This window comes from Nostoc sp. TCL26-01 (assembly GCF_013393945.1).
Classification (GTDB): domain Bacteria; phylum Cyanobacteriota; class Cyanobacteriia; order Cyanobacteriales; family Nostocaceae; genus Trichormus.
This window is the reverse complement of record NZ_CP040297.1, coordinates 4026551-4049026: the sequence shown is the minus strand read 5'-3', so window position 1 is coordinate 4049026 and position 22476 is coordinate 4026551. Positions and strand designations below refer to the sequence as shown.

Genomic DNA, 22476 nt, shown 5'->3' with positions numbered 1-22476 from the left:
CTCATCAGTGAATCAGTAATATCTGAACATAACAGATGCGGATTACCCTACTTAGTTATAGAACAGAGGTAATGGGTAATGGGGGATAGGAAAAAACTTAATTACAAATTTAACTAATCAAGAACTGCCTAATTGTAATTATTGGAGAATAAGAATATGAGTAACAAGGCTTCTGGAAATTTGTATGAACAACTTAAGGAAATTTATTATTCACTAATCAGATACGACCATGATCAGCCAATTATCGGCAAATTATTGGATAAATATGCTAAATCAGAAAAGTCACAATACCAAGTGTTAGATGTGGGTTGTGGATATGGTAAAAAAACTATAGCTTTGGCTAATGCTGGCTACGATGTTTTAGGTGTAGATGTGAATCCCCAACTTGTAGAGATTTGTCAAAAGCAAGGTTTAAATTGTATCACCTTAGAGGAATTATCTCAAAGAACAGAGAAATTCGATGCTATTTTAATGTCGCATATTATTGAACATTTCAATCCATCTGATTTGAAAGAGTTTATGGACTCTTATCTAGATAGACTCAAGTCTGGTGGATATTTAATTATTGCTACACCTTTGTTAACTGATTATTTTTACGAAGATTTTGACCACATCCAACCATACCTACCAGTGGGCATTTTAATGGTGTTTGGGAAAAGTACTACTCAGGTTCAATACTATTCTCGGAATAAACTTAGTCTCCAAGACTTACAGTTTCGTAAAAGACCTTACAGGTTTGTTTTCGTGCGAGGAAAGTGCATCAGAAACTGGACGACAAAGTTTTATCAAGTTTTAGAATTTATTAACGTATTGCTGTACTTTGTTTCATTTGGCTGGCTAGGGAAAAAAGACGGTTGGGTGGGAATTTTTCAGAAATATTAAATTTTTGTAAATTAGCTAGGTAAATAGGCTTGCATCTACACGAAAATAGTCTGCAAGCAATTCTGCTTGAATTTGACTAATCATGCGATCGCCGTCAACAATTTACAAGGCAACTTCCACTGAACCAAGCACCTCAGCTAGTTCTTGAGTTGTCATATCGCGCGCGTCCATCAGATGTCTTAACATCGAATTTGGTGTACCTTGGGGAATTGAGTAATGTGTTTCCTCAAACTTCTCGATTAACGTTATCAGCAGTTCCAACAACATCTCTTCTTCTGGTGTAAGATGAGAACGATGTTCTAAAGATAAAGCAAGTTTGATGGCTTGTTCATTTTCTTTTTCCGTGGTAATTGTTTTTGGCTGATACTCAGCTAGCAATCTACCATAAGATTCAGGGTTAAAAGTACGGGTCATTTTTCCATTTATCCCTATCATATTCGGCGTGAGTTAGGACATATTTAATTTTTTTAAAAGATATATTTATGTAGGTTGGGTGGAGTGAAACGCAACTCAAAATTACCACCTTATTTATGTTGGGTTACGCTATCGCTGCACCTAACCTACAAAACTACGGTTCTCAAGGTAGATAAAAGTAGTTCCTAGCAGTAGTAATAAGTAATGGGTCATTGAGAGGAAGTTATCATCCATTACCCATTAGATATCTCCGAAAATGAATGTAGAGACGTTGCAGTGCAACGTCTCTACAAGGATTTCGGGCAACGGAGAATTAAATTCGGTCGATGTCTATTACCCATTACCCATCCTTAATAAATTATCTTCTTCTTCTGATGTTGTTGCGATAGACATTAACTGCTGCACCGGCGGCTGCACCATTAATGGCATTATTTAGAGGTCTTCTACAACCACCAGTGATTACACCTGTTAATGTACTAGCACCAGCACCTACGGCTAAGTCTTGAACCACACTACGGTTTCTCCGATTTCTTCTCAGGCCATTTGCGCCATTAACAGCTGCACCAGCTGCTCCACCTTTAACAGCATTATCTAACACAGAACCACATCTGGTAAAAACTCCAGTTACCACACCAGCACCTGCGCCAATAGCTAAATCTTCGATAACTCTATCATCAGCAGCAGCAGGTTGGATGGGAACCAAGCTGACACTAGCTAAACTTGCAGCCATTAGGCTGGGTAGAAATGCGCGTTTTAGATTTAGTTTCATAACTTTCCTTTCTCCAAACATCCACAATTAGAGCAGAATTACATTGATATACCGTTGCAGAATAACAGATGTTTTGACTTTTAGTTTAAACAACTGCAAAGGTTTTTGTATGTGACTATTTTCATAATTACGATAACAGAATAGTAATTTCATCTACTAAAAGCAGCAAATATTTAATATTTATCAAAAGAATATTATCGAACAGAATTCAGGAGTCAGGAGCCAGAATTCAGTATGAATTCTGTGCGACTGGTGAAGCAGCGCGGTCTTGAGGGTTTCCCCCATGAGCGACGGCTGAACCCGAAGGGCGGATGTAGCTTGCTTTTCCGTTGGCGTAGCCTCTTGTAGAGAAGGAGTATAAATAGACAATTATCAAACTGGCACATGGTTTAAAGTTAGCGTTGAGTATTCTTTTCTTTACAAAAAGACACAATTAGGTAGAATTGGTTAAGGCAATCTCTGCATCTGTAAACCAAAGGCATCAGCAAACTCATGCAACTGAAACTCAGTGCATTCAAATCTCCCATAGCTTTGTTAATACTCATTGCCCCATTTTTCTTGTGGGGAACAGCAATGGTAGCGATGAAAGGAGTCATACCCCATACCACACCGTTTTTTATGGCGGGGATGCGTTTGCTACCGGCTGGGGTGTTAATTATACTAGCCGCAGTTGTATCGGGTAGACCACAACCAAGTAGTTGGCAAGCGTGGTTATGGATAGCTTTATTTGGAATAGTTGACGGCACTTTGTTTCAGGGTTTTTTGGCTGAGGGATTAGTCAAAACTAGTGCGGGTTTGGGTTCAGTGATGATTGACTCGCAACCTTTGGCAGTGGCTTTGCTGTCGTTGTGGTTATTTCAAGAAAGAATTGGTTTGTGGGGCTGGCTGGGATTAGGGTTGGGAGTCACTGGGATTAGTTTAATTGGCTTACCGGATGAGTGGATTTTCCGGCTGTTGGGTACAGGTGCAGAGGTGTCAATTGGCAACTGGCAGAACTTATTTGCTAGTGGTGAGTGGTTAATGTTGCTAGCTGCTTTGTCGATGGCTGTGGGAACGGTGTTGATTAGGTTTGTGACCAGATATACTGACCCTGTGACGGCTACAGGATGGCACATGATCATTGGTGGGTTGCCATTATGGGGAATTTCGTCAGTCATGGAATCACAACAATGGCAGCATCTAGTCGGTTCCGAGTGGCTGGCGCTGGGTTATGCTACTGTATTTGGTAGTGCGATCGCCTACGGTTTATTTTTCTACTTTGCCTCTAGCGGTAGTCTCACCAGTTTTAGTTCTCTCACTTTTCTCACACCTATATTTGCCCTGCTATTCGGTCATCTTTTACTCTCAGAAGTTCTCAGTACAATACAATGGGTAGGAGTATTTCTGACTTTAATCAGTATCTACCTGATCAATCAGCGTGATAATTTAGCTGGGCAGAACAAAAAACTGTCTGTTAGCGAAACTTCCACAACACAGCAACCCCAACTGGCAGAAGCATCGGTAAAAAAACTCAATTCTGTGACTGTACAGGTAAGAGAATCGAAACCAGAAACCTTACATTGAAGAGACAGAGACGTTGCAATGCAACGTCTCTACATAATTTATGTGGATCTAGTCTTTTTCCTCACAACCTCACACCCATACACCCGTCCCAACGGGACTTGGTAAATTTAAGTAGAAAAAAGCTAATGATCGAACAAGGTAAGGTAAAATACTAGCAACTAAAACTTAAATTTTTTCGTCAAAATAAAAGTTAACATTTACATAGTTTTAGGTTATTGGGCTACCAATAACTTCAAAAATACACTCAGGCTATAATTTTTTGATATGAGGCTACACCGTTCCTCAATTTTCATACTTACCTGTTTTTCTGGCGTGGGTTTTTGTTCAACGCAGGCGATCGCAGCGACAAATAACCCCACACCTACAATTCTCAAAGTAGCACAAGCTAACCCTACCGCCTCGACTGCACAAGTTTTACTTGATATCGGTAGCCAAGGCGCGGATGTGCAGAAACTGCAAAATCAATTGCAGCAGATAGGGTATTACAACGGCGTTGTAGACGGGAAATATGGCTTAAGTACGAAAATCGCTGTAGCCCAATTTCAAAAAGCCAAGGGTTTAAAAAGAGTTGATGGAATTGCGGATATAGCGACTAGGAAGGTTCTGCAAACAAACTTGACAAGTCAAAATGGTCAAAAGGAAGCTATCTCCCCGATTTTGACATCGGCTAGCACCACTGCCTCCAACACTGTTGATGCTAATGCTAGTACCAGGGATTTTCTGTGGTGGTCGATTCTTGGTCTAGGAACTTTAGGAAGTATCGGGGCAATTATTTTTGCTGTGAAATGGTTTGATCCCAAAAAACCAGCGAAAGTTACCAAACCCTCAACATTAAAAGCTTTAAGTCCAGCTAAACAAAATCCAATCACGCCTGTTTTACAAGAGTTAGCACACACAGCCAATTACCAAGAAAATACTGCCCAAGCAAACAATCCACAAACAGCAAAAGCATCTGTTGCTTCGCAGTCGCCACCGGTAGAACCAACTTCTCGCCTGACGAAACTTAATATTGTTGATGAATTAATTCAAGATTTACGTAGTACTGAACCAACAAAGCGACAAAAAGCCATTTGGGATTTAGGTCAGCAAGGTGACTCACGGGCAATTCAACCACTAGTAAATCTCTTGATTGATGCAGATTCACAACAACGAAATTTAATTTTGGCTGCTTTGTCAGAAATTAACATCCGCACACTCAAACCCATCAACAAGGCTTTAGCCATCTCCATGCAGGATGAAAGTCCCCAAGTAAGGCAAAACGCGATTCGTGATTTGACTCGTGTTTATGACATGATGAATCAAATGAGTCAGATATTAGTTCATGCCTTAGATGATGCTGATACAGAAGTGCAAGCAACAGCCAAGTATGCGCTTAATCAAATGAATAGAATGCGAAATACAACTGACAAGCAAAGTGCGCTGAAAAATTCTCAAGAAGAATGAGAGATTGGAGATGAGTTAACTACTCATGCCCAACCTCAAAGCGTGATTAAGAATTAAAAATATTTCATCTGAATTTGGATAGTCGTGTTAGGGCCAGCTAGTAGAATCGCGGCATCACCAAATTTAGGCGCACTGGTGCGAACTTCTGGGTTACGGGAAAAAGCAAAACCTTCAGTGGGCATCCCCAAATTATTGCGATTTAGGGTGCGATCGCTGTTACTATCGTGTATGGCAGCAACTGCGTAACTACCTGCTTTCAGATCATCAAAAGTAACGATTAACGGAGTCTCGCTAATAGGAAGACATTGGTTGTTTAATGACTTGTTGCGATCGCTAGGAAATCCTTGACTGCTAGCAAATATAGTAATGCAGACTTGCCCCTGTTTATTTTTCAATCCATCGATTTCTACAGTCAGCTTGCCATTAAAATTTGCCCTAGCATCTGATGTCCATGCCAGATTACTCAAAGCAGCCAGTAGAAACACGTTAACTGTCAATTTTTGCAGCATAAAATTTTAAACTACGACAAATATACTGTAATGGTTTTCCGTAGATTTATCATCATAAAACTCGGTTAATACTGGCAATTCTCCTGTATAAAAATGGGGAGTTGAGAATTGAGAGTAGGGAAAATGGCATCACAATACAAGGATTACCCATTTACCCATTGCGTTTGACGGGGATTTTCATAATAAATTCAGCACCTTGTCCAACTTTAGATACACAAAGCATCTGTCCACCATGTTTTTCTACAATAATTTGATAGCAGATAGATAAGCCTAAACCAGTACCCTTACCAATAGGTTTAGTTGTGAAAAATGGATCAAACAATTGCTTTTTGACATCAAGAGGAATCCCCATACCATTATCAGCGATGCTAATCACTGCTTGCTGATCCTCACTCAGTTCAGTCCGAATCATAATTTGTGGTTGGATGAATAGTTGAGGATTTTTGACTATTGATTCTTCCAACGCATCAATAGCATTTGCCAAGATATTCATGAATACCTGATTGAGTAAGCCAGCATAGCAGTCAACTAGCGGAAGTTTCCCATATTCTTTAATCACTCTAATGTTGAGATGGTTTTGATAATTCTTCAGCCGATTTTGTAAAATTAATAGAGTGCTATTAATTCCTTCATGTATATCAACACTTTTGATTTCTGACTCATCTAAACGAGAGAAATTTCGTAAAGCCAGCACAATTTGCGTAATGCGATCGCAACCACTCTCCATAGACTTTAAGAGATGAGGTAAATCGGTTTTGATAAACTCTAATTCACTCTTAGCGATCGCATTTTGAATATCAGCTCCTGGGTGAGGATAAAACTTTTGATAAAGACTGATAAGACTTAGTAATTCCTGACTATAATCCATAGCATGATGCAGATTACCAGCAATAAAATTGATAGGATTATTAACTTCGTGAGCAATACCTGCAACTAGTTGACCTAAAGCAGCCATTTTTTCATTTTGTAATAGTCGCGTATAGTTATTTTTCAAATTACGAAACCCAGCCTTAGCGACTTGGGATTGTTCTTGTACTTGTTCTAATCTAGCAAGTGTCAGACTATGAATTTGAGAATTAGCTAAGAGTAGCTGGTGAAAATCAATGATTCCATACTTTCCCGTCGAATTTTTGCTCAGAATTGGTTCGTAAACAAATTCAGGCGATCGCTGCAATGTTAATTGAGTTGCGTCTACAATTAAAGTCTCTTCAGAAAGGACGAAAAATTCTGGTTGGAGAAAGTTATAGAGACTTTCAAGTGGGCGCATAGCAAACAAACCAAAACTGTAAGGACGACTCATATGTTCAAAAAATTTCTGTCGTGAAATCATCCCTACAAATTCTTGGTTTTTAGTCAAGATAATTCCTGGTAATAGAGGCTCATCTTCAAAAAGTCTCATTAATTTGTTGCCAGTGAGATGTACCTCAATTTCCACCTCCCACACTGGCAATTCTTGTAAAGTCGAATCTAATTGCAGGCTCAAATCATTAGCACTTTCCATGCTATAAGTAGCTAGCATCATCTAATTCCTTTGCCTTATGGATATTTTTACTGCTGTTATATCTGACCAACTAGTCGTCTATCAAATTCATGTTGTTAAGTTCCCAGATCCCTGACTTCTTAAAGAAATCGGGGATCTGAATCAATGATGAAAAACGGTAATGAATTTTAGAGAACTGGCATTAAGTGCAGCCCGATAATAGAAAAGCAGTATTGCTATATTTAGTTTTCCCAAAAAATGTTTCAATATATTTACAATTACTCGGCTTTAACTTAACTTAATTAATTCTTTATAATAGTCAGATGTCAACATGATTTGTATTAGTCAGTGGTAATTATGATGACTTGTTGTTCCCCTTGTATTGTTACTATTTACACTCACTCCCCAGTACTTTTTTGCTGGAGAAGCGATCGCCAATCTTGTAAACTTTTTTCTGTCCACAACCAATTCTGGCTCAATTTATCGATTTGAAAATTAATCGGATCTTGTTTGAGGACTGTTTGCCGTAATTTAATCGCTTCATTCATATATTGTGCTTGTTTATCAGCAGATAAATTCCGAGCAGATTTATATAAGCCAAGCGCTAAACCTGCATAGGAAGTTAGAGCATCATGAGGTACAGCTTTATTGAGAGATACGCCTGTAGAAGCATTTGTATTTTGTTGTTTGAGTGCTAAATTTAAAGCTTTAAACCAAGAATCATTAGCCCGATTTAAATTCCCTTCGGCATAGTAAGCAAATCCTAAAGCATTTGTATAAATAAAAGAATCTGGATTAGCTTTTACCGCCGTTTCCCAATAACGACGAGCATCATCAATGCTATATTTCTTGTCACCTGTTTGGATAAATTGCCAAACTAATCGCCCTTTGAGAAAATTAATAGATGCTGGTTTTTCTGCTGTTGATGGGATTAAATTTAGGGCTATTTGTGCTGGTTCGAGAGCATTGCGATTAAGTAATTCTTCCACAGCTGCCAAACCAGCGTTTAAATCTCCTTGATTCAACTTTTCTGTAGCAGTTGCCGTGACAAGTGCTGTAGACATTTGTGTTAAGTCAATTGGCTGCTGATTGATACTAGGTGAAGATTGAGTAGGAATAGGTGGTATGTCGGCTACTTGAGATGATTGGCGATTTTGCCACCACAAACTCAAAGTAATCAGCGTAGCGATCGCACCTGCCCCCACAATACCAGCGATCGTCCAACGTTGACGACGGACGCGATCCCTCGCTGCCTGGAGGCGAAAATTCTCTAAATTTTGAGGTAGGCTAGGGGGAGTCTCATTTGTTGTAGGTGTGACTGTGCTAGAAAAATCCTGCCTGGGTGTAGGAGCGATCGGTCTATTTTCTGGTACAGATTGCCCCATTTCCCTGGTAAAATCTGGTTCTGTATTACCGATGCTTTGCTGATCTAATTGGCGAAATAAATCAGACACAAAAGCAGAATCTTCCGCATAACTTGGGTCATCATACTCAATTTCATCGACCAAATCGCCCCAAGTTTCTTCTCCTAACCAGTCCAACCCAGAAGTATCTCGCACCAAATGAGAGGGAATCGGATCTTCAATGGGTAAAGACATTTCTATTTGTGTGTCATCCACCACACCAGAGTAAATAGCTGTGTTACTTGCAGCCGAAGACGAACTATATTCATCTAATGAATTAACACTGGTAGCCGCAGAAACTTTAGGACTGAGGAAACCATCACACTCTGGCTGGAGATATAAAATTGGTAATGCCCAGTACATCTGATGGGAACCATAAGCAGAAATTAATCCCTGACGTACTCGACTCACGCACAAATCTACCGGATACCCCTGACTCAAATTACGGTAAAACAATTGTGTGAGTGTCAACGCCACTTCATCGGGAATGCGTTCTGACATAGCCAGTACACTTTGAATCCCCCGTCTGACTAAGCTATCTGTCAGGTTTCGTTCCCCTGTATCCTTAACAGTATTGGTAGCTGTGTATGTACCCCAACAGGAGTTAAACACCGCCATGCGGATATTGTTATTGACTAGTAAGCCTGCCAAATCATCGCCACTAAGGGTTTCTGTTAAACCAGTGCGACTACTGACTAAATATATTTGACCACCATTTGCGCCTAAATTACTATGCCCAGAGTAGTGTAAAACGTGGAATCTTCCTTGTTCTAAAGCTTGAGTTAATTCCTCTCTCCCTGGCTGATCTAATAAAGTCAGTGCAATTTCTGGTAAATAATTACTACCTTCGACACTTCTGGGTAGCTGACGGTTTAATTCAGCTTGTAGTCTAATAGCCTCTTGCTTAAGTAAATCCAAACTAACTTGATCTGGAGGTGATGCGAGTACCATCAAAACCCTAACCACACCATCTTCAGGAAAATTGTGTCTATTGGTAGAAGGTAAACGAGATACTGATGAGATACCACTTTGATAACGAGAGAAAGCAATGTAGGGGCCAGTTGCCAGGGGGCGATCGCCTGCGTGCATCACTTCCCACGGCAGACGTGCTAATCTTGTATCCTTGAGGCCTAAACGTAGACGCAAAACTTGTTGATGGTTCTGGGCAATTCCTTGAGCAGTAATCCAACTATCTCTAAGAGTACCTTGGAACAGCGCATTGTAAAATTGCTGACCTAATGCTACTAAATTAACTGAATTTCTACTGTTTTTATTTTCAGTGCTAGTGCTAGGAAAAACCTCCGGTTGATCGGAGACTATTCCATCTCCTTGCAACACGGATCTTAAAGGATCATTCATCAAATTTCCAGCATTTGCCAACCAATCATCCACAGGCCAAGTCACCAATTCTTCCGCCAATGGCACTCCCGGCGCGACTTGTTCCGTCCGCACCAAGTAGTCATTTTGCCCTACTGGCGTTACAGATAGATGAAATTCCTGGGTCACAAATGCTCCTCTTTGCCTCCTCAATCTAGTCAGAAACACGGAAGTTTCAATTGACTACTAATAAAATCGGGATTTCTAACCCTACTCATACTGTAGATGCAGCAAAGCACTGAATGTTTCTTAACCTACTAGTTTTGCTCGCCCTACTTCTACAACTTTATCCGGATTAGCTGACATCTGCCCAGAACAGTTTACTGGTAGATGCACCTTGATCTTTAAATCCCCTAGTTTGGTAATGTCCACTGGGGGTTTTTTCTATAACCAAGTATCTACTTAGAGTATTCCACAATATGCTCAGTAACTAAAAATCATTTCCATCGTGGCTGAGTGAGGGAGTGAGGGAGTGCTGAGTGCTGAGTAGAAGTCGGAAGTCGGAGAGTACTGACTATTGACTATTGACTATTGACCATTGACTATTGACCAATAACTATTGCCTCCTAATTTTGCGATATTTCTCCGGAATAGACCAAATAAAGCTAGAAGAACTAATTGGTAGATGCACCCTGATAATTAACTCCCCTAGTTGGCTGCCACCACTAGGGGCTTTTTTATGCTTAAAAAATAGCCATTATCTATAAAACTCATATTTGATTTTTGTTGGCGTAGCCTGTGCTTACACAAAAAAGTCAGTACACCTCTAATTTCCTTCTTTTCTGTCACCTGTTACCTGTCGCCTGTTACCTACCTAAACAAGTCTGTTCAGTAATCAAATCGGATTCCTATATTTAGCAATTTTTCCGGAATTAAACGACGAACAACAGAACAATTAATTGGTAGATGCACCCTGATAACTAACTCCCCTAGCTGGCTTACACCGACTGGGGGCTTTTTTTATGTTTAGCAAATAGCCATTATCTCTTTAGCAATTTTTCCGGAATTAAACGACGAACAACAGAACAATTAATTGGTAGATGCACCCTGATAACTAACTCCCCTAGCTGGCTTACACCGACTGGGGGCTTTTTTATGTTTAGCAAATAGCCATTATCTCTTTAGCAATTTTTCCGGAATTAAACGACGAACAACAGAACAATTAATTGGTAGATGCACCCTGATAACTAACTCCCCTAGCTGGCTTACACCGACTGGGGGCTTTTTTATGTTTAGCAAATAGCCATTATCTCTTTAGCAATTTTTCCGGAATCAGACGACGAACAACAGAACAATTAATTGGTAGATGCACCCTGATAACTAACTCCCCTAGCTGGCTTACACCGACTGGGGGCTTTTTTATGTTTAGCAAATAGCCATTATCTCTTTAGCAATTTTTCCGGAATCAGACGACGAACAACAGAACAATTAATTGGTAGATGCACCCTGATAACTAACTCCCCTAGCTGGCTTACACCGACTGGGGGCTTTTTTTATGTTTAGCAATCAATAATCCCAAATAACCTTTGAATCAGTTTCATTGGAAATATATTGATTGCTTATCTATGAAATTAACTCTGATGATGAACGAACCCTAATAAATAACTCCCCCAATTGACTGTCACCTGTAGGTGCTTTTTTTCCAGCAAAAGCAATTTCATTTGTGACAATTTTATCCGGGACATAGTGTTAAATCCTAGAACAGTTAATTGGTAGATGCACCCTGATAACTAACTTCCCCTAGTTGGCTGCCACCACTAGGGGTTTTTTATTGGTGATAAATCACAGCCGACCTTTACTTCAATTTTTCCGGAAGACTGGGATTTAAAATAGAACAACTAATTGGTAGATGCACCTTAATAATTAACTCCCCTAATTAACTGAGATTCACTGGTAGTGGGTGGATGCACCTTGATAACTAACTCCCTGAATTTAGTTATTAGTCGCTAAAGACTTTCGATAACTAACGCTTCAATTTGCCTTATTAGTTTGGTAGTTGCTGAGGGCTGAATTGTAGCCCAGGATTGGAACTACATTCTAGCGTGGATAGTGAATAATTGGGATGATTGTCACCATCTGTTGACTAGAATTTTTCGAGTCCTAAGAATCATAACCTACTTTTTTGATTTTTTGATGTCTAAATTTATCGTATTCTTGTGAAGAGTCGTTGAAAGAGAATTTTGTTTGGCGATAGGTCGTTAGCAAAGCTTCTCACGCATCTGGGGTCAGTAGTCACTATACTAGTGGGAAACAAATAACCGTTTTTGTGCAGAGAGAGCATATATTGGCGCTTGTGTCTAAATTTCTGATTTTCTCTAGATTGTTTACTTTTATGCCTGTATGGCATGATATCGGTAGCTCAGGCGTTATGCTGAAGTATATCGGCTACATCAACAAGAGACACAAAGCTACATGAGTTTAGCTGTCATTAAATTTTCTTCTGAAGAGTGCGGCATCTGCCACAAAATGTCTTTTTACGACCAAAAAGTATCTGAAGAACTGGGTTTACAATTTATCGATGTCAAAATGCAAGATACGGCGACTTATCGCAAGTATCGTCAGATTTTGCTCACCCAGTATCCTGACAAATCGGAAATGGGATGGCCTACCTATATTATCTGTGAGTCTCCCGAAGGAGAATTTAAAATCATCGGTGAAGTTAAGGGCGGTCATCCAAAAGGAGAGTTTAGAACCCGCATCCAGCAGGTTCTCGATGCCGCAGCTAGTGTATGAAGTGCTTGTACTAAAGTTGACTTGACAGAATATTTTAGTTTGAATCAAGCAGTTCAAAAGACTTAACTTCTAGGACAGGGCCAATCATGGCGATAGTCATGACATCATCGCGCACCTGTCCATTGATTTTGGCTTTTTGTCCTGCTTTCAACAAGTCTTTATCTGCCCCTTTGAGGATTTCGTAAGTCACACCCTCATCTGTAACTAATGCCCATGCGCCAGTACCAATGTTGCGGCGTTCGATTTTGCCTGTGATTGTGATGCTCATAATTAGAGTGCTGAGTGCTGAGTGCTGAGTTATGAGTGGTAAGTGGTGAGTTATGAGTGCTGATACCATTTCACGAAAATAAGGAAACAGATACAAGCACCCAAACTCAGACAAAGTGAGACTTTCTCAATTACGTAGCTTGCTTCTCGCCTATTACGAATTACGAATTACTCCTATGCTGTTTGTTCTTCGTTTTTCAAGGCTAAACGAGCTAGTCCATAACAAAGTAGGGCGTTGGTAATGAGAAATATACGAGCTAAGTTATCATTACCTAAACCCCAAACGGCTGGGTCTATGACTGCACTGACTGTTAAGCAAGCTGCAACACCAAGGGTAGAACCAACAGCAAACCATTTTCCGGTGGGATGACCTAGTAGTAATGCTATTAACACAATAGGAATCAACACACTGGCAAATATGGGATTCAATGCGTCGGTTCCCTGTAAGCTATTGCCTAATTCGGGAATGGAACTGCCTAAAATTCGGAAAGGCCACTGGGGTAAGTCAAATATATAGATGCCTTTGAGAAAGAATAAGCCAGAACTCCCGAAAATTAAGCCACTGGATAAAGACCAACTCCAAGTGAAGGGGAAGTAAACTCGTAAAAACCAAGCTAGTAAGTAGGAACCAAGTACCATTAATATCTTGGGTATGAGGGCGACAGCACCACCATCGAACCAGAAGCGGGGGTTGAGATAGCCGTTATCTCTTAGCCAACGGAAGAAATCTTGGAAACTGATTTGTCCATTGGCGGCTAGTTTCACTGCGGCTTCGGCGTTGAGTTGTCCTGCACCGTAGTAGTTGAGTCCATCGTCTTGAATGGCTCGTGCTGACTGCTTGAGGACGTTAAAAATTTCATCTGGTTCTTTCACGCCACTGGCTTTGATTAAAGCCGCTACACCTGCCACGTGAGGAGCAGCCATACTCGTACCTTGGAGTCCTAAAAATACTCCTTCGCCTTGTTCATTGATAGTTTCTTGCAGAATTGCGCCTGCATCCGTCCCCCCAGGGGCAGAAATATCAACGCCAGCACCAAAGTTAGAATAGGGGGCTTTTTCGCCATCGGGGCCAAAAGCGGAAACGCCGATAACATGGGGGTAACGGGCGGGATAGGAAGCGGAATTGGCATTTTCATTACCCGCAGCCCCAATAATCACCACACCTTTATTGTGAGCATAGTCTATGGCTTGTTTGAGTAATTGACTCTCACCACCACCACCCAAGCTCATGTTAATCACATCTGCGCCTTTATCAGCAGCAAATTTAATGGCTTCGGCAATATCAGCAACAGTACCGCCACCATAGGCACTCAGTACTTTCAAGGGCATGAGGCTAGCTTCGTAAGCAACTCCAGCTACACCATATTTATTATTGGTGGATTGAGCGACAGTACCAGCCACATGAGTACCATGTCCATTGTCGTCTGTAGCGGTTTCGCGATCGTTGACGAAATCATAACCTTGGACAAATTTGGTTTGTTGTAAGTCGAGGACTTTGGTAATACCCGTGTCAATGACTGCTACAGTTACCCCACTGCCTTTGGTTTGACTCCATGCACCTTCAATGCCGATTTTGTGGAGGTTCCACTGTTTGCTATAGTATTCGTCGTTGGGGGCAGTTAATGAGGGAGTGTATTTTTGCTCATCTTGTTGGGGTGACAAAATTTCTCCCAGCCAGACGGGTTTAGCTGGTGGAGTCAGATGATAGATGTAATTTGGCTCAATGATTTCAGTAGCTTTAGCAAAGGCAGATTTTTGCAGTGCTTGGAGTCGCTGGCGATCGCCTTTGATAATATAAACATGATCCGACTCGGAGAATTTATTATCTAATTGGGGCGTAACATTGTATTGTTGAGCGATCGCTTGTAAATCCTGCTTGATCACCTCTGCTGGAATATCTTCCCGAAAATCCAACAAAATTGTTTGAAATTCGCCTTTAGCTGCCAGTCCCTGAAAATTCAGGAAACCAAATACAGCAGATACCAGCCCGATGAAAAACAAGCATAATAATATAAGTTTTCTCATAGCAACTCATCACGCTTTTGGCCAGTTTTTTCACTACGATAACCTATCTGTGTGCCTGAAGGCGGTAATTTGTGATCTACTTAACTGTTTTTAGTTAAATCTTTCACCGAGGACTGTTGAAACAATGGAACGTGGTCTTTTTTGGTTGCCACTGTTAATTATATTTTTCTGGTTGGCTTGGCAAGGCTCTCAGGAGTATCAAAAGGTTGAAGCCTATCGTATCTGGGCAGAGCAATTTGATCGGGCTAAGTATGATATCTATGCTGTATTGGGTCAAAAGGATAACAATATTACCTGGGGAAAACCTACACCAAAAGGTCTAATTCAACTGCAAACATTCTCTTTAGATGATGTCAAAGAGATTCAACTTTTAGTTGATAACAAGGTAGTTAATTTAGAAACACCTCCACAAAAAGGTCGTTCTATCGGTCTAGAATTTAAATTTGTTGACTCTCCTAATTCTGTATTAGTGCCATTTACCGAAATTCCTTTAGCCGTAGAATGGGGGAAGTTTTTGCAGTCATTGGTCATTAGTCATTAGTCATTAGTCAATAGTCATTAGTCAATAGTCATTAGAAACAGAGTGAAAATTGACTCAGCACTCAGCACAGGCTAAACGCCCCGCTATCGCTAACAGCACTCTCTCACTCCCTCACTCCCTCACTCATTTTATGAACACTGAAATAATATCCAGGGTTCCTGTTGCTTTAACTATTGCCGGTTCTGATAGTGGTGGTGGTGCAGGAATTCAAGCTGATTTACGTACCTTTGCTTTTCATTGTGTCCACGGTACTAGTGCGGTAACTTGCGTTACAGCACAGAATACATTGGGAGTAGCCAGAGTTGATGCAATGCCACCAGAGGCAGTTGTAGCTCAAATACAAGCAGTTGTTGAAGATATTGGGGTGCAAGCGGCAAAAACGGGAATGTTACTTAACCAGGAAATTATTGCGGCTGTTGCTCAACAAGTAGAAGCTTTACAAATTGATAACTTAGTTGTTGACCCGGTGATGGTATCAAGGACAGGAGCGCAATTAATTGATGATGACGCTGTAAAAACGCTCTGTCAACAATTGATCCCCAAGGCAGCTATCATTACACCCAACCGCTACGAAGCGCAGATTTTAAGCGGTTTACCTGTAAATTCTCTAGATGATATGAGAGCAGCAGCGCAAGTCATTCATCGTCATTTAAAACCCAAAGCTGTCTTAGTTAAAGGTGGAGGGATGCAGGGAAATATACGTGGTGTGGATATTTGGTTTGATGGACAAAAGCTAGAAACTCTCACCACACAGCAAGTAGACACCAAAAATACCCACGGTACTGGTTGTACATTATCAGCTGCGATCGCCGCTAATCTAGCCCAAGGTGAAAATTTACCCCAAGCTGTACAAAAAGCCAAAGATTACGTCACCACCGCACTCACTTACGCCTTAGATATCGGCCAAGGACAAGGCCCAGTGGGGCATTTTTTCCCATTGTTAGTGGGGAGTGCTGAGTGCTGTTAGCGATAGCGGGGCGTTTAGCCCGTGCTGAGTGATGAGTAAAGAGTGAGTGAGGGAGTGTGAGAGTGCTGAGTGTGCTGAGTTTTGACTAATGACTAATGACTAATGACCAATGACCATTGACTATTGACTATTGACTATTGACCAATAACACCTTTAATACACCCCGATGTTGAGCTGTTTCAAAAGCTGTCAGTGCTTCCGTGAGGAGATAGGAGGTATGAATTAGGGGTTTTACGTCTACTTTTTCTTCCGCTAGCAATTGGAGTGCTGGGGGAAAAACACCACAACGGGAACCAATTAGTGTAATTTCATCTACTACTAAAGCTGACGCATCTAAACTCAGCTTGCCTGCATAGGTACTTTTTAGTACTAGAGTACCACGAGGGCGTAGAGATCGTTGAGCGATCGCAAATCCTTCTGGGTTGCCTGTACACTCTACAGCGATGTCAAAAGCTCTATCTGTTACAGCATCAACTAAACCAGTTTTAATTCCTCGTGCTTGTAGATGAGCTAGTTTGTCTGGGTGACGACCAACAACCAACAGTTGACAACCAGTTAAAGCCAGTGTTTGTGCTACTAGTAGACCTAACTTACCATCTCCTACGACCAACACGCGATCGTCTCTACTGAAAGTTACCTGCTGCTGAATTTCTAATGCTGCTGCTAGAGGTTCGGTGAATGTTGCTATATCTGTGGGTACATTTTCCGGTACTGGATGAAGATTTTCTACAGGTAAACACAAATACTCAGCAAAAGCCCCGTGACGGTTAACGATACCTAAAACTGTACGGTTTTCACAGTGAGTGGGTTGTCCACGACGACAAAAACGACATTTACCACAAACAGCGTTAATTTCTCCCACTACTCGCTGGTTAATTAAGTGTTCTGGCCCTTGTTCAACTACACCAACAAATTCGTGTCCTAAAATCCCAGTATAAGGATAGTAGCCTCTGAGTAGTTCCAAGTCTGTGTTACAGATACCTGCACGCAAGACACGCACCAAAGCTTCTCCCGGCGGTGGTTCTGGGATAGGAATATCAGAACGTAGTTGTAATTGCCTATTTTCTAGCCAGATTCCTTTCATACTAAAAATTACTTAGGCGCAAGCTTTCCCGTAGGGTATTACGAATTACGAATTAGTCTTCAAGTTCTGGTGTATTGGAGAATTTCACTTCTACTTTACTTAACCAAATTACCAAGTCGTTGGAGTGGACAGCAATTTCACTTCCCAAAGTTTTGATATACAGAAGACCATCACTAATAATTAAATCTCTGATGGGATACCATGAATTGCGAGTACGGATCAGCAAATCTAAGGGAATACCTAATTGTAATCTATTTTTACGGTATTTCCACCAAGCTCGCCATAGGGAGACTGATTTAGTACAGTGCATTCGATAACCTTGGGGCAATGGGCAGTACTGATAACGGTAGCAATTACGGTTATCTATTTCTCCTGTGAGAATGTAGTTGTGATCCGCTAGTGCTTCATTCATCAATTCCCAATAGGATGAGGTAGCTTTTATGGAGAATTCTAGTTGTGTATTAGTCAGTTGAGTAGTTGCAATTATGCCTTCTGTTTTAGCTAGTACTTGGTTGGTTTTATAAACTGTCTGAGCCTGTAAAGTCGCATTTGCTAACAAAATGTCTTGTTTTTGGATGGATTGGGCTACAAATTCTCTTAATAAATCTAAATTAGATAACATTGCTTTTTATACTTAATGCACCATCAGTATGTTAATATTTTGCGTAAATTAATTCAGGTAGATTATAAAGTTATAACTTTAAATTTTCACATTCACATAGTAGAAATACTGAAAATAAATATATTAGATGGATAGTTGAAGGTATGAAATTATCAACAACTTCATAAATAATCACCATGCTTGTTTTGATCATTATTTACTAAATAACTTATCTTGAATATCGGTTGAAGATTGGTAGCTATACTCAATATTTTCAGCCAAAATCCATAGATAGACAGTTTGGTATCATGTGCAATTTTTTAGACAACAAGTTAGGAAAATAAATTGATTCTATTGCCGATTTGATATTTAATTAGTATTACTGAAACTTTAAATACATAATACAGGATAAACAATTAAGATCCTGAGAAATTACCCAAGTCGTTTGTAAAATTTTGGCTACCTTACAGACAACTTAGGTAAATAAGAGTATCTTACGTAGTACGAATTTTTACATTTTTCATGAAAGGTGTAAAAACTGGGACTAATTCGGAACGACTGACAACGAGAGTGGGGAAAGAGCGATCGCCATAATCTTCCCCCACTAATAAGGGAAATGGTGGTGCATTGAGAGATATCCAGCTACCGCCAGATGCTTGGACAATGACCCAAGCACCTGCTAAATCCCAAACTTTAGGTGTCGCTTCCACACCCCCCAATGTTGCACCAGTGGCAACTGTGAGGAAATTATAGCTAGCTACACCCAGCATCCGAATTTTACATGGGAAGCCTGTTTGAATCACTGATAGGCTGCGAGAACAGAGATTAAAAAAGTGATTACTACTGGGATGATCACTACTGGTATGGATGGGGTGATGATTGAGAAATGCCCCTGATGGTGTGCTTAATCCCGATGTACCTGGCCAAAAACCGTGGAAGGCTTGATTAAGTGGTGGTGCGTAGACATAACCAAAAATCGGTGTACCTTGATAAAGTAAAGCCAGAGAAATCGACCAGATGGGAATACCCCGTGTAAAGTTAGTTGTCCCATCTAAAGGATCAACCACCCAACACCATTCCGTATCAGGAAAAGTATGTTCGCCTTCTTCACTCAAAATCCCATAGCCAGAAAAAGTAGAAGCGATCGCATCTCGAATTACCTGATCTGCCCATTTATCAGCTTGTGTTACTAAGCTACCATCAGCTTTTTGCAAAGCTTGCACCTGCCCAAAATCCTGCATTAGTTGCTGTCCCACTCTGATGGTGGTAGTCTGGGCAAAATCGAGAACTGTAGTCCAAAAATCGTTCATGAGCAATTCTCACGCAAAAGCATTTTAGTCTAACTCGCTTTCCAACACAGAAGCGATCGCTGTCTTGGCATTTGTCTGAAATTCTGCCACATTGACCCGACTTAAAAGCCACAATGCTACTAGTATGCCTAATGCTTGAGTAGCAAACACTGACCCATAGGCTAGGATGGGTGTCTGGAAAATATTTTTGCCTAAGTTCAATACTGCACCACCAGAGACAGTTGCAAGGGCCCTCGCCATTGCTTGCGCCAATCCCCAAGCACCAATAAATGTTCCCGCCGTTTCTGTGGCTGTTAAATCGAGCATTAAACTTAATCCACCAGTGGTGGTGACACCAGAAGCCAAACCAAACAAGATCAAGGTCATTTGCAACAATTTTTGATTCGCTGTTGTTCCTGCCAGGATAATCAAGATCATGCTGATGGCTACCCCAATGCAACCCAGCTTAGTTGTCTTTTCTTTACCCAAACGCGGTACAATCAAAAACCCCGTCAAGCCTAAGCCTAACAGGGTTCCTGTACCAAAGAAAGCATTGAGTTTTGTAGTTTCGGCGATCGTCATCTTAAAGACTTCACCACCATAGGGTTCGAGGACTGCATCTTGCATGAATAAGCTGAGTGTCAGCACCAACAAAAAGGTAAAAAATATGCCAGTTTGACGACTAGCAGTCAAAACTTTGAGTGCTTGGCCCAAAGTTATTTTATCTTCCCGATTAGCCACCACAGTCCGGCTACTGTAGCGGGAATATTTTTTTTCTACACCCACTGTAGCTACTAAACATAGTCCAAATGCTATTGCCGGCACAATGGTAAACAAGCGGTTGACTTGGGTTTGTAAGACTTCTAAAGGAGCGTTTAACTCTATTTGCTTGAGTAAACCACTACTCATAATCGCCCCAACAATAATTCCTACCATCAGCATCGACCAAACTACCCCGACTAATTTGGAGCGATTGTCCTCATCGGAAATATCCACCAGCAAAGCCGTAAATGGAGTGGAACTAGCGCTTAGAGCTAAACCATAAACAGCGAAAATCAAAGCCAATAGTGCTACCCAACCGGAGGTTGCATCTGTCCAAGTTCCAGCTTGCAAACTGAAACCAATTCGCCAAACTACTTGTACTGCTAAAAAAGAAGCGATCGCGCTTAAAGCTGATCCTAGCCAAACATAGCCTGTCCGATGATAACCAAACAAGGGCTTGGCATCAGACATTTGCCCAAACACCACTCGCGCCGGAGCGACAAATTGGTGCATAGCAATAGCTCCAGCTGTAATCAACGCCGGTACTTTCAACTCATCAATCATCACCCGGTTTAGCACTCCTAGTGTTAAAACCGACATGATGCCTAATCCCATCTGAAATAAGCCTAACTGCAACATCGTCTGGATTTTGACTTTTTGCTGGCTCAACTTATCTCTCTGGGAATCTTCAGGGATGTTGGGGACTTCCATAGCTATTTTCTAAAGGTATCTCTCTAGGATTTTCTGCGTCTTTTTTTAGGATAAAGGTCAGAAGTGACTCCACTACATTGAATATGAAAAAAGCTGGATTAGCCCTTCAGCCACTGTTTGCTAAGGAGTATCGCCCCAGTTCTCATTAAATAGCCACAAAAAATACTGTGCATTCTCACAGGGAAAGCACAGTAAATTAATTTAGATTAGTTATGTTTATTACTTGGTTTTCGTCAGATTTTGCAAAAGCCGATCGCGGATTACTTTGAGTTGTTCTTGATTACTAACTGGGTGTCTGGGTATTGGTATTTCCGTATTAGGCCAGCTTGGTAAAGTAGTACATGGACATGATTCTGGGGGCATACCGATGTTTCGCATGGGTACTGGCATGGTGCAACGGCTGCAAGCTAATATTTCCCATACTGGCGTTAGCATCTCGGCAATAGTCTCGTTAGTCCCCTCCAGATAACAATCACCTGACGATGGCAAGATAATCTTTTGCCAACATTCCTCAAATTCTTGACTATAGCGATCGCCTTGGAAAATAGGTTGAGGTAACAAGCTTGTTCCCCCATTACCGACCACTACTCTCTTACCCAACTGAAACCAGAAGGAGAGATATCTTTTGACTTCTTCTTTAGTTGCCATACCATGATCTTACAGTCGGTATTGGGAAATTTTTAATACAAACTTTTTAATTTTCTATTAAGAATCAGTCTGAGATTGCACGTTTAAATAACAAGCAAATTCTCTTAACATCTCTCAATAAATACTTAATCATTCATAATCTGATGATGTTGGTAACGGTGTACCCAGCAGTTTGAGATTTAAAGCATAACCACCAGTCACCAAATAGACAGCCGTGCACAGAGGACTTAACTGACGGACTAAAGCACCCAAGCGATCGCGGAATCTTCTACCTAAAGGATATGCTGGAACCACACCCCAACCAGTCTCTTCAGCCACAAAAAGCAGATCAGCCGCCACTAACTCTGCCGTCTCTAAAAATTCCGCTACAGTATCTTCCCATCTCACCTCATCCTGCTCTAAAAGATTCGCTACCCAAGTTCCCAAGGAATCAACCAAAACACAAGCATCCGGCTGAATTTCTCCAAGCGTAGCCGATAAATTCCCAGGAACTTCCAGTGTCACCCAATCTGGAGGACGACGATTTTGGTGTTGTTGAATGCGTTGTTGCCATTCTCCATCATCAGGACTCTTAGTTGCCGTAGCCACATAAATCACAGTTCGCTGTGATTGTACCGCCAAAATCTCAGCCCATTCACTTTTGCCAGACCTAGCCGGCCCCGTAATTAAAACGACTTTACCCAAAGTTATTTCTCCAGATATACAGGATAGAGGAAGGGGAGTGAGAGAGTGAGGGGTGTAAACAGTGAACAGTAAACAGTGAACAGTGAACGTTTATTAACTGGTAACTGATAACTGATTTAGCAGGGGAGGCAGAGGAAGCAGGGGAAGCAGGGGAGAAGAATAAATGCTAATGACCACTGACTAATGACTAATGACCATTGACTATTGACCATTGACATTAATAAACCTAAATAACTTTTAAGAGATAAAATTATTACCAGCATTTTATATGCAAAAATTAGCGAAAGCTAAGAATCTTAACAACCCCATTTTTCATGAATTTAA

General features: G+C 40.9%; 19 protein-coding genes. 6 read left to right on the top strand and 13 right to left on the bottom strand.

The window, feature by feature from the left end; genetic code table 11:
* Positions 1 to 156: 156 nt before the first annotated feature.
* Complete coding sequence (locus tag FD725_RS17715; RefSeq protein ID WP_179049357.1) at positions 157 to 882, top strand: bifunctional 2-polyprenyl-6-hydroxyphenol methylase/3-demethylubiquinol 3-O-methyltransferase UbiG; 726 nt, start codon at positions 157 to 159, stop codon at positions 880 to 882.
* 102 nt (positions 883 to 984) lie between these two features.
* On the opposite strand, the gene FD725_RS17710 is transcribed toward FD725_RS17715, so the two are convergent.
* Together FD725_RS17710 and FD725_RS17705 are read right to left on the bottom strand one after the other, a co-directional pair.
* Positions 985 to 1296: a transcriptional regulator gene (locus tag FD725_RS17710; RefSeq protein ID WP_256871645.1), complete on the bottom strand. Its 312-nt coding sequence runs from the start codon at positions 1294 to 1296 to the stop codon at positions 985 to 987.
* Positions 1297 to 1654: 358 nt separating this feature from the next.
* On the bottom strand, positions 1655 to 2065 hold the full coding sequence (locus FD725_RS17705; RefSeq protein WP_179049356.1) for a hypothetical protein: 411 nt from the start codon (positions 2063 to 2065) through the stop codon (positions 1655 to 1657).
* Between the two features lie 492 nt (positions 2066 to 2557).
* On the opposite strand from FD725_RS17705, the gene FD725_RS17700 reads away from it, so the two are divergent.
* Both FD725_RS17700 and FD725_RS17695 read left to right on the top strand, forming a co-directional pair.
* On the top strand, positions 2558 to 3628 hold the full coding sequence (locus FD725_RS17700) for a DMT family transporter (RefSeq protein ID WP_179049355.1): 1071 nt from the start codon (positions 2558 to 2560) through the stop codon (positions 3626 to 3628).
* A 264-nt stretch (positions 3629 to 3892) separates the two neighbouring features.
* On the top strand, positions 3893 to 5071 hold the full coding sequence (locus FD725_RS17695) for a peptidoglycan-binding protein (protein ID WP_179049354.1): 1179 nt from the start codon (positions 3893 to 3895) through the stop codon (positions 5069 to 5071).
* Between the two features lie 53 nt (positions 5072 to 5124).
* Here FD725_RS17695 and FD725_RS17690 read toward each other — a convergent pair whose 3' ends face one another.
* The 3 genes from FD725_RS17690 to hetF all read right to left on the bottom strand — a co-directional run bounded on the left by FD725_RS17690 (position 5125) and on the right by hetF (position 9969).
* Positions 5125 to 5580 (bottom strand): DUF2141 domain-containing protein, encoded by a 456-nt coding sequence (locus tag FD725_RS17690; protein WP_179049353.1) that lies wholly within the window; start codon positions 5578 to 5580, stop codon positions 5125 to 5127.
* Between the two features lie 151 nt (positions 5581 to 5731).
* Positions 5732 to 7099, bottom strand: coding sequence for an ATP-binding protein (locus tag FD725_RS17685; protein WP_179051574.1), 1368 nt, complete (start codon positions 7097 to 7099; stop codon positions 5732 to 5734).
* 359 nt (positions 7100 to 7458) lie between these two features.
* Positions 7459 to 9969 (bottom strand): cell division protein HetF, encoded by a 2511-nt coding sequence (gene hetF, locus FD725_RS17680; RefSeq protein WP_179049352.1) that lies wholly within the window; start codon positions 9967 to 9969, stop codon positions 7459 to 7461.
* A gap of 2283 nt (positions 9970 to 12252) precedes the next feature.
* Here hetF and FD725_RS17675 point away from each other — a divergent pair.
* Positions 12253 to 12573: a thioredoxin family protein gene (locus FD725_RS17675; protein ID WP_179049351.1), complete on the top strand. Its 321-nt coding sequence runs from the start codon at positions 12253 to 12255 to the stop codon at positions 12571 to 12573.
* A 34-nt stretch (positions 12574 to 12607) separates the two neighbouring features.
* Here the strand turns inward: FD725_RS17675 and FD725_RS17670 are convergent, their stop codons facing one another.
* Complete coding sequence (locus FD725_RS17670) at positions 12608 to 12841, bottom strand: hypothetical protein (RefSeq protein ID WP_179049350.1); 234 nt, start codon at positions 12839 to 12841, stop codon at positions 12608 to 12610.
* Positions 12842 to 13014: 173 nt separating this feature from the next.
* Positions 13015 to 14865, bottom strand: coding sequence for a S8 family peptidase (locus FD725_RS17665; RefSeq protein ID WP_179049349.1), 1851 nt, complete (start codon positions 14863 to 14865; stop codon positions 13015 to 13017).
* Positions 14866 to 14989: 124 nt separating this feature from the next.
* Between FD725_RS17665 and FD725_RS17660 the strand changes: the two genes are divergently transcribed.
* Together FD725_RS17660 and thiD are read left to right on the top strand one after the other, a co-directional pair.
* Positions 14990 to 15406, top strand: coding sequence for a hypothetical protein (locus FD725_RS17660; protein ID WP_179049348.1), 417 nt, complete (start codon positions 14990 to 14992; stop codon positions 15404 to 15406).
* Between the two features lie 130 nt (positions 15407 to 15536).
* Positions 15537 to 16373: a bifunctional hydroxymethylpyrimidine kinase/phosphomethylpyrimidine kinase gene (gene thiD, locus FD725_RS17655; RefSeq protein WP_179049347.1), complete on the top strand. Its 837-nt coding sequence runs from the start codon at positions 15537 to 15539 to the stop codon at positions 16371 to 16373.
* Between the two features lie 127 nt (positions 16374 to 16500).
* On the opposite strand, the gene FD725_RS17650 is transcribed toward thiD, so the two are convergent.
* The 6 genes from FD725_RS17650 to cobU all read right to left on the bottom strand — a co-directional run bounded on the left by FD725_RS17650 (position 16501) and on the right by cobU (position 22152).
* Positions 16501 to 17457 (bottom strand): alcohol dehydrogenase catalytic domain-containing protein, encoded by a 957-nt coding sequence (locus FD725_RS17650; RefSeq protein ID WP_179049346.1) that lies wholly within the window; start codon positions 17455 to 17457, stop codon positions 16501 to 16503.
* 52 nt (positions 17458 to 17509) lie between these two features.
* Positions 17510 to 18079, bottom strand: a complete 570-nt coding sequence (locus tag FD725_RS17645) for a hypothetical protein (protein WP_179049345.1) — start codon at positions 18077 to 18079, stop codon at positions 17510 to 17512.
* A 473-nt stretch (positions 18080 to 18552) separates the two neighbouring features.
* Positions 18553 to 19368 carry an inositol monophosphatase family protein gene (locus FD725_RS17640; RefSeq protein ID WP_179049344.1) on the bottom strand — a complete coding sequence of 272 codons (816 nt, stop codon included), beginning with the start codon at positions 19366 to 19368 and terminating at the stop codon, positions 18553 to 18555.
* Positions 19369 to 19392: 24 nt separating this feature from the next.
* Positions 19393 to 20820 (bottom strand): BCD family MFS transporter, encoded by a 1428-nt coding sequence (locus FD725_RS17635; protein ID WP_179049343.1) that lies wholly within the window; start codon positions 20818 to 20820, stop codon positions 19393 to 19395.
* 219 nt (positions 20821 to 21039) lie between these two features.
* Positions 21040 to 21468 carry a hypothetical protein gene (locus FD725_RS17630; RefSeq protein WP_179049342.1) on the bottom strand — a complete coding sequence of 143 codons (429 nt, stop codon included), beginning with the start codon at positions 21466 to 21468 and terminating at the stop codon, positions 21040 to 21042.
* A gap of 129 nt (positions 21469 to 21597) precedes the next feature.
* Positions 21598 to 22152, bottom strand: a complete 555-nt coding sequence (gene cobU, locus FD725_RS17625; protein ID WP_179049341.1) for a bifunctional adenosylcobinamide kinase/adenosylcobinamide-phosphate guanylyltransferase — start codon at positions 22150 to 22152, stop codon at positions 21598 to 21600.
* Positions 22153 to 22476: the final 324 nt, after the last annotated feature.

Bases quoted from the DNA above. Each gene is read 5' to 3' on its own strand.
- FD725_RS17640 (WP_179049344.1), bottom strand. From the start codon at position 19,368: ATGAACGATTTTTGGACTACAGTTCTCGATTTTGCCCAGACTACCACC.
- FD725_RS17695 (WP_179049354.1), top strand. From the start codon at position 3,893: ATGAGGCTACACCGTTCCTCAATTTTCATACTTACCTGTTTTTCTGGC.
- FD725_RS17715 (WP_179049357.1), top strand. From the start codon at position 157: ATGAGTAACAAGGCTTCTGGAAATTTGTATGAACAACTTAAGGAAATT.
- FD725_RS17665 (WP_179049349.1), bottom strand. From the start codon at position 14,865: ATGAGAAAACTTATATTATTATGCTTGTTTTTCATCGGGCTGGTATCT.
- FD725_RS17650 (WP_179049346.1), bottom strand. From the start codon at position 17,457: ATGAAAGGAATCTGGCTAGAAAATAGGCAATTACAACTACGTTCTGAT.
- FD725_RS17660 (WP_179049348.1), top strand. From the start codon at position 14,990: ATGGAACGTGGTCTTTTTTGGTTGCCACTGTTAATTATATTTTTCTGG.
- FD725_RS17710 (WP_256871645.1), bottom strand. From the start codon at position 1,296: ATGACCCGTACTTTTAACCCTGAATCTTATGGTAGATTGCTAGCTGAG.
- FD725_RS17645 (WP_179049345.1), bottom strand. From the start codon at position 18,079: ATGTTATCTAATTTAGATTTATTAAGAGAATTTGTAGCCCAATCCATC.
- FD725_RS17705 (WP_179049356.1), bottom strand. From the start codon at position 2,065: ATGAAACTAAATCTAAAACGCGCATTTCTACCCAGCCTAATGGCTGCA.
- FD725_RS17700 (WP_179049355.1), top strand. From the start codon at position 2,558: ATGCAACTGAAACTCAGTGCATTCAAATCTCCCATAGCTTTGTTAATA.
- FD725_RS17635 (WP_179049343.1), bottom strand. From the start codon at position 20,820: ATGGAAGTCCCCAACATCCCTGAAGATTCCCAGAGAGATAAGTTGAGC.
- FD725_RS17670 (WP_179049350.1), bottom strand. From the start codon at position 12,841: ATGAGCATCACAATCACAGGCAAAATCGAACGCCGCAACATTGGTACT.
- FD725_RS17630 (WP_179049342.1), bottom strand. From the start codon at position 21,468: ATGGCAACTAAAGAAGAAGTCAAAAGATATCTCTCCTTCTGGTTTCAG.
- FD725_RS17690 (WP_179049353.1), bottom strand. From the start codon at position 5,580: ATGCTGCAAAAATTGACAGTTAACGTGTTTCTACTGGCTGCTTTGAGT.
- FD725_RS17675 (WP_179049351.1), top strand. From the start codon at position 12,253: ATGAGTTTAGCTGTCATTAAATTTTCTTCTGAAGAGTGCGGCATCTGC.
- FD725_RS17685 (WP_179051574.1), bottom strand. From the start codon at position 7,099: ATGCTAGCTACTTATAGCATGGAAAGTGCTAATGATTTGAGCCTGCAA.
- thiD (WP_179049347.1), top strand. From the start codon at position 15,537: ATGAACACTGAAATAATATCCAGGGTTCCTGTTGCTTTAACTATTGCC.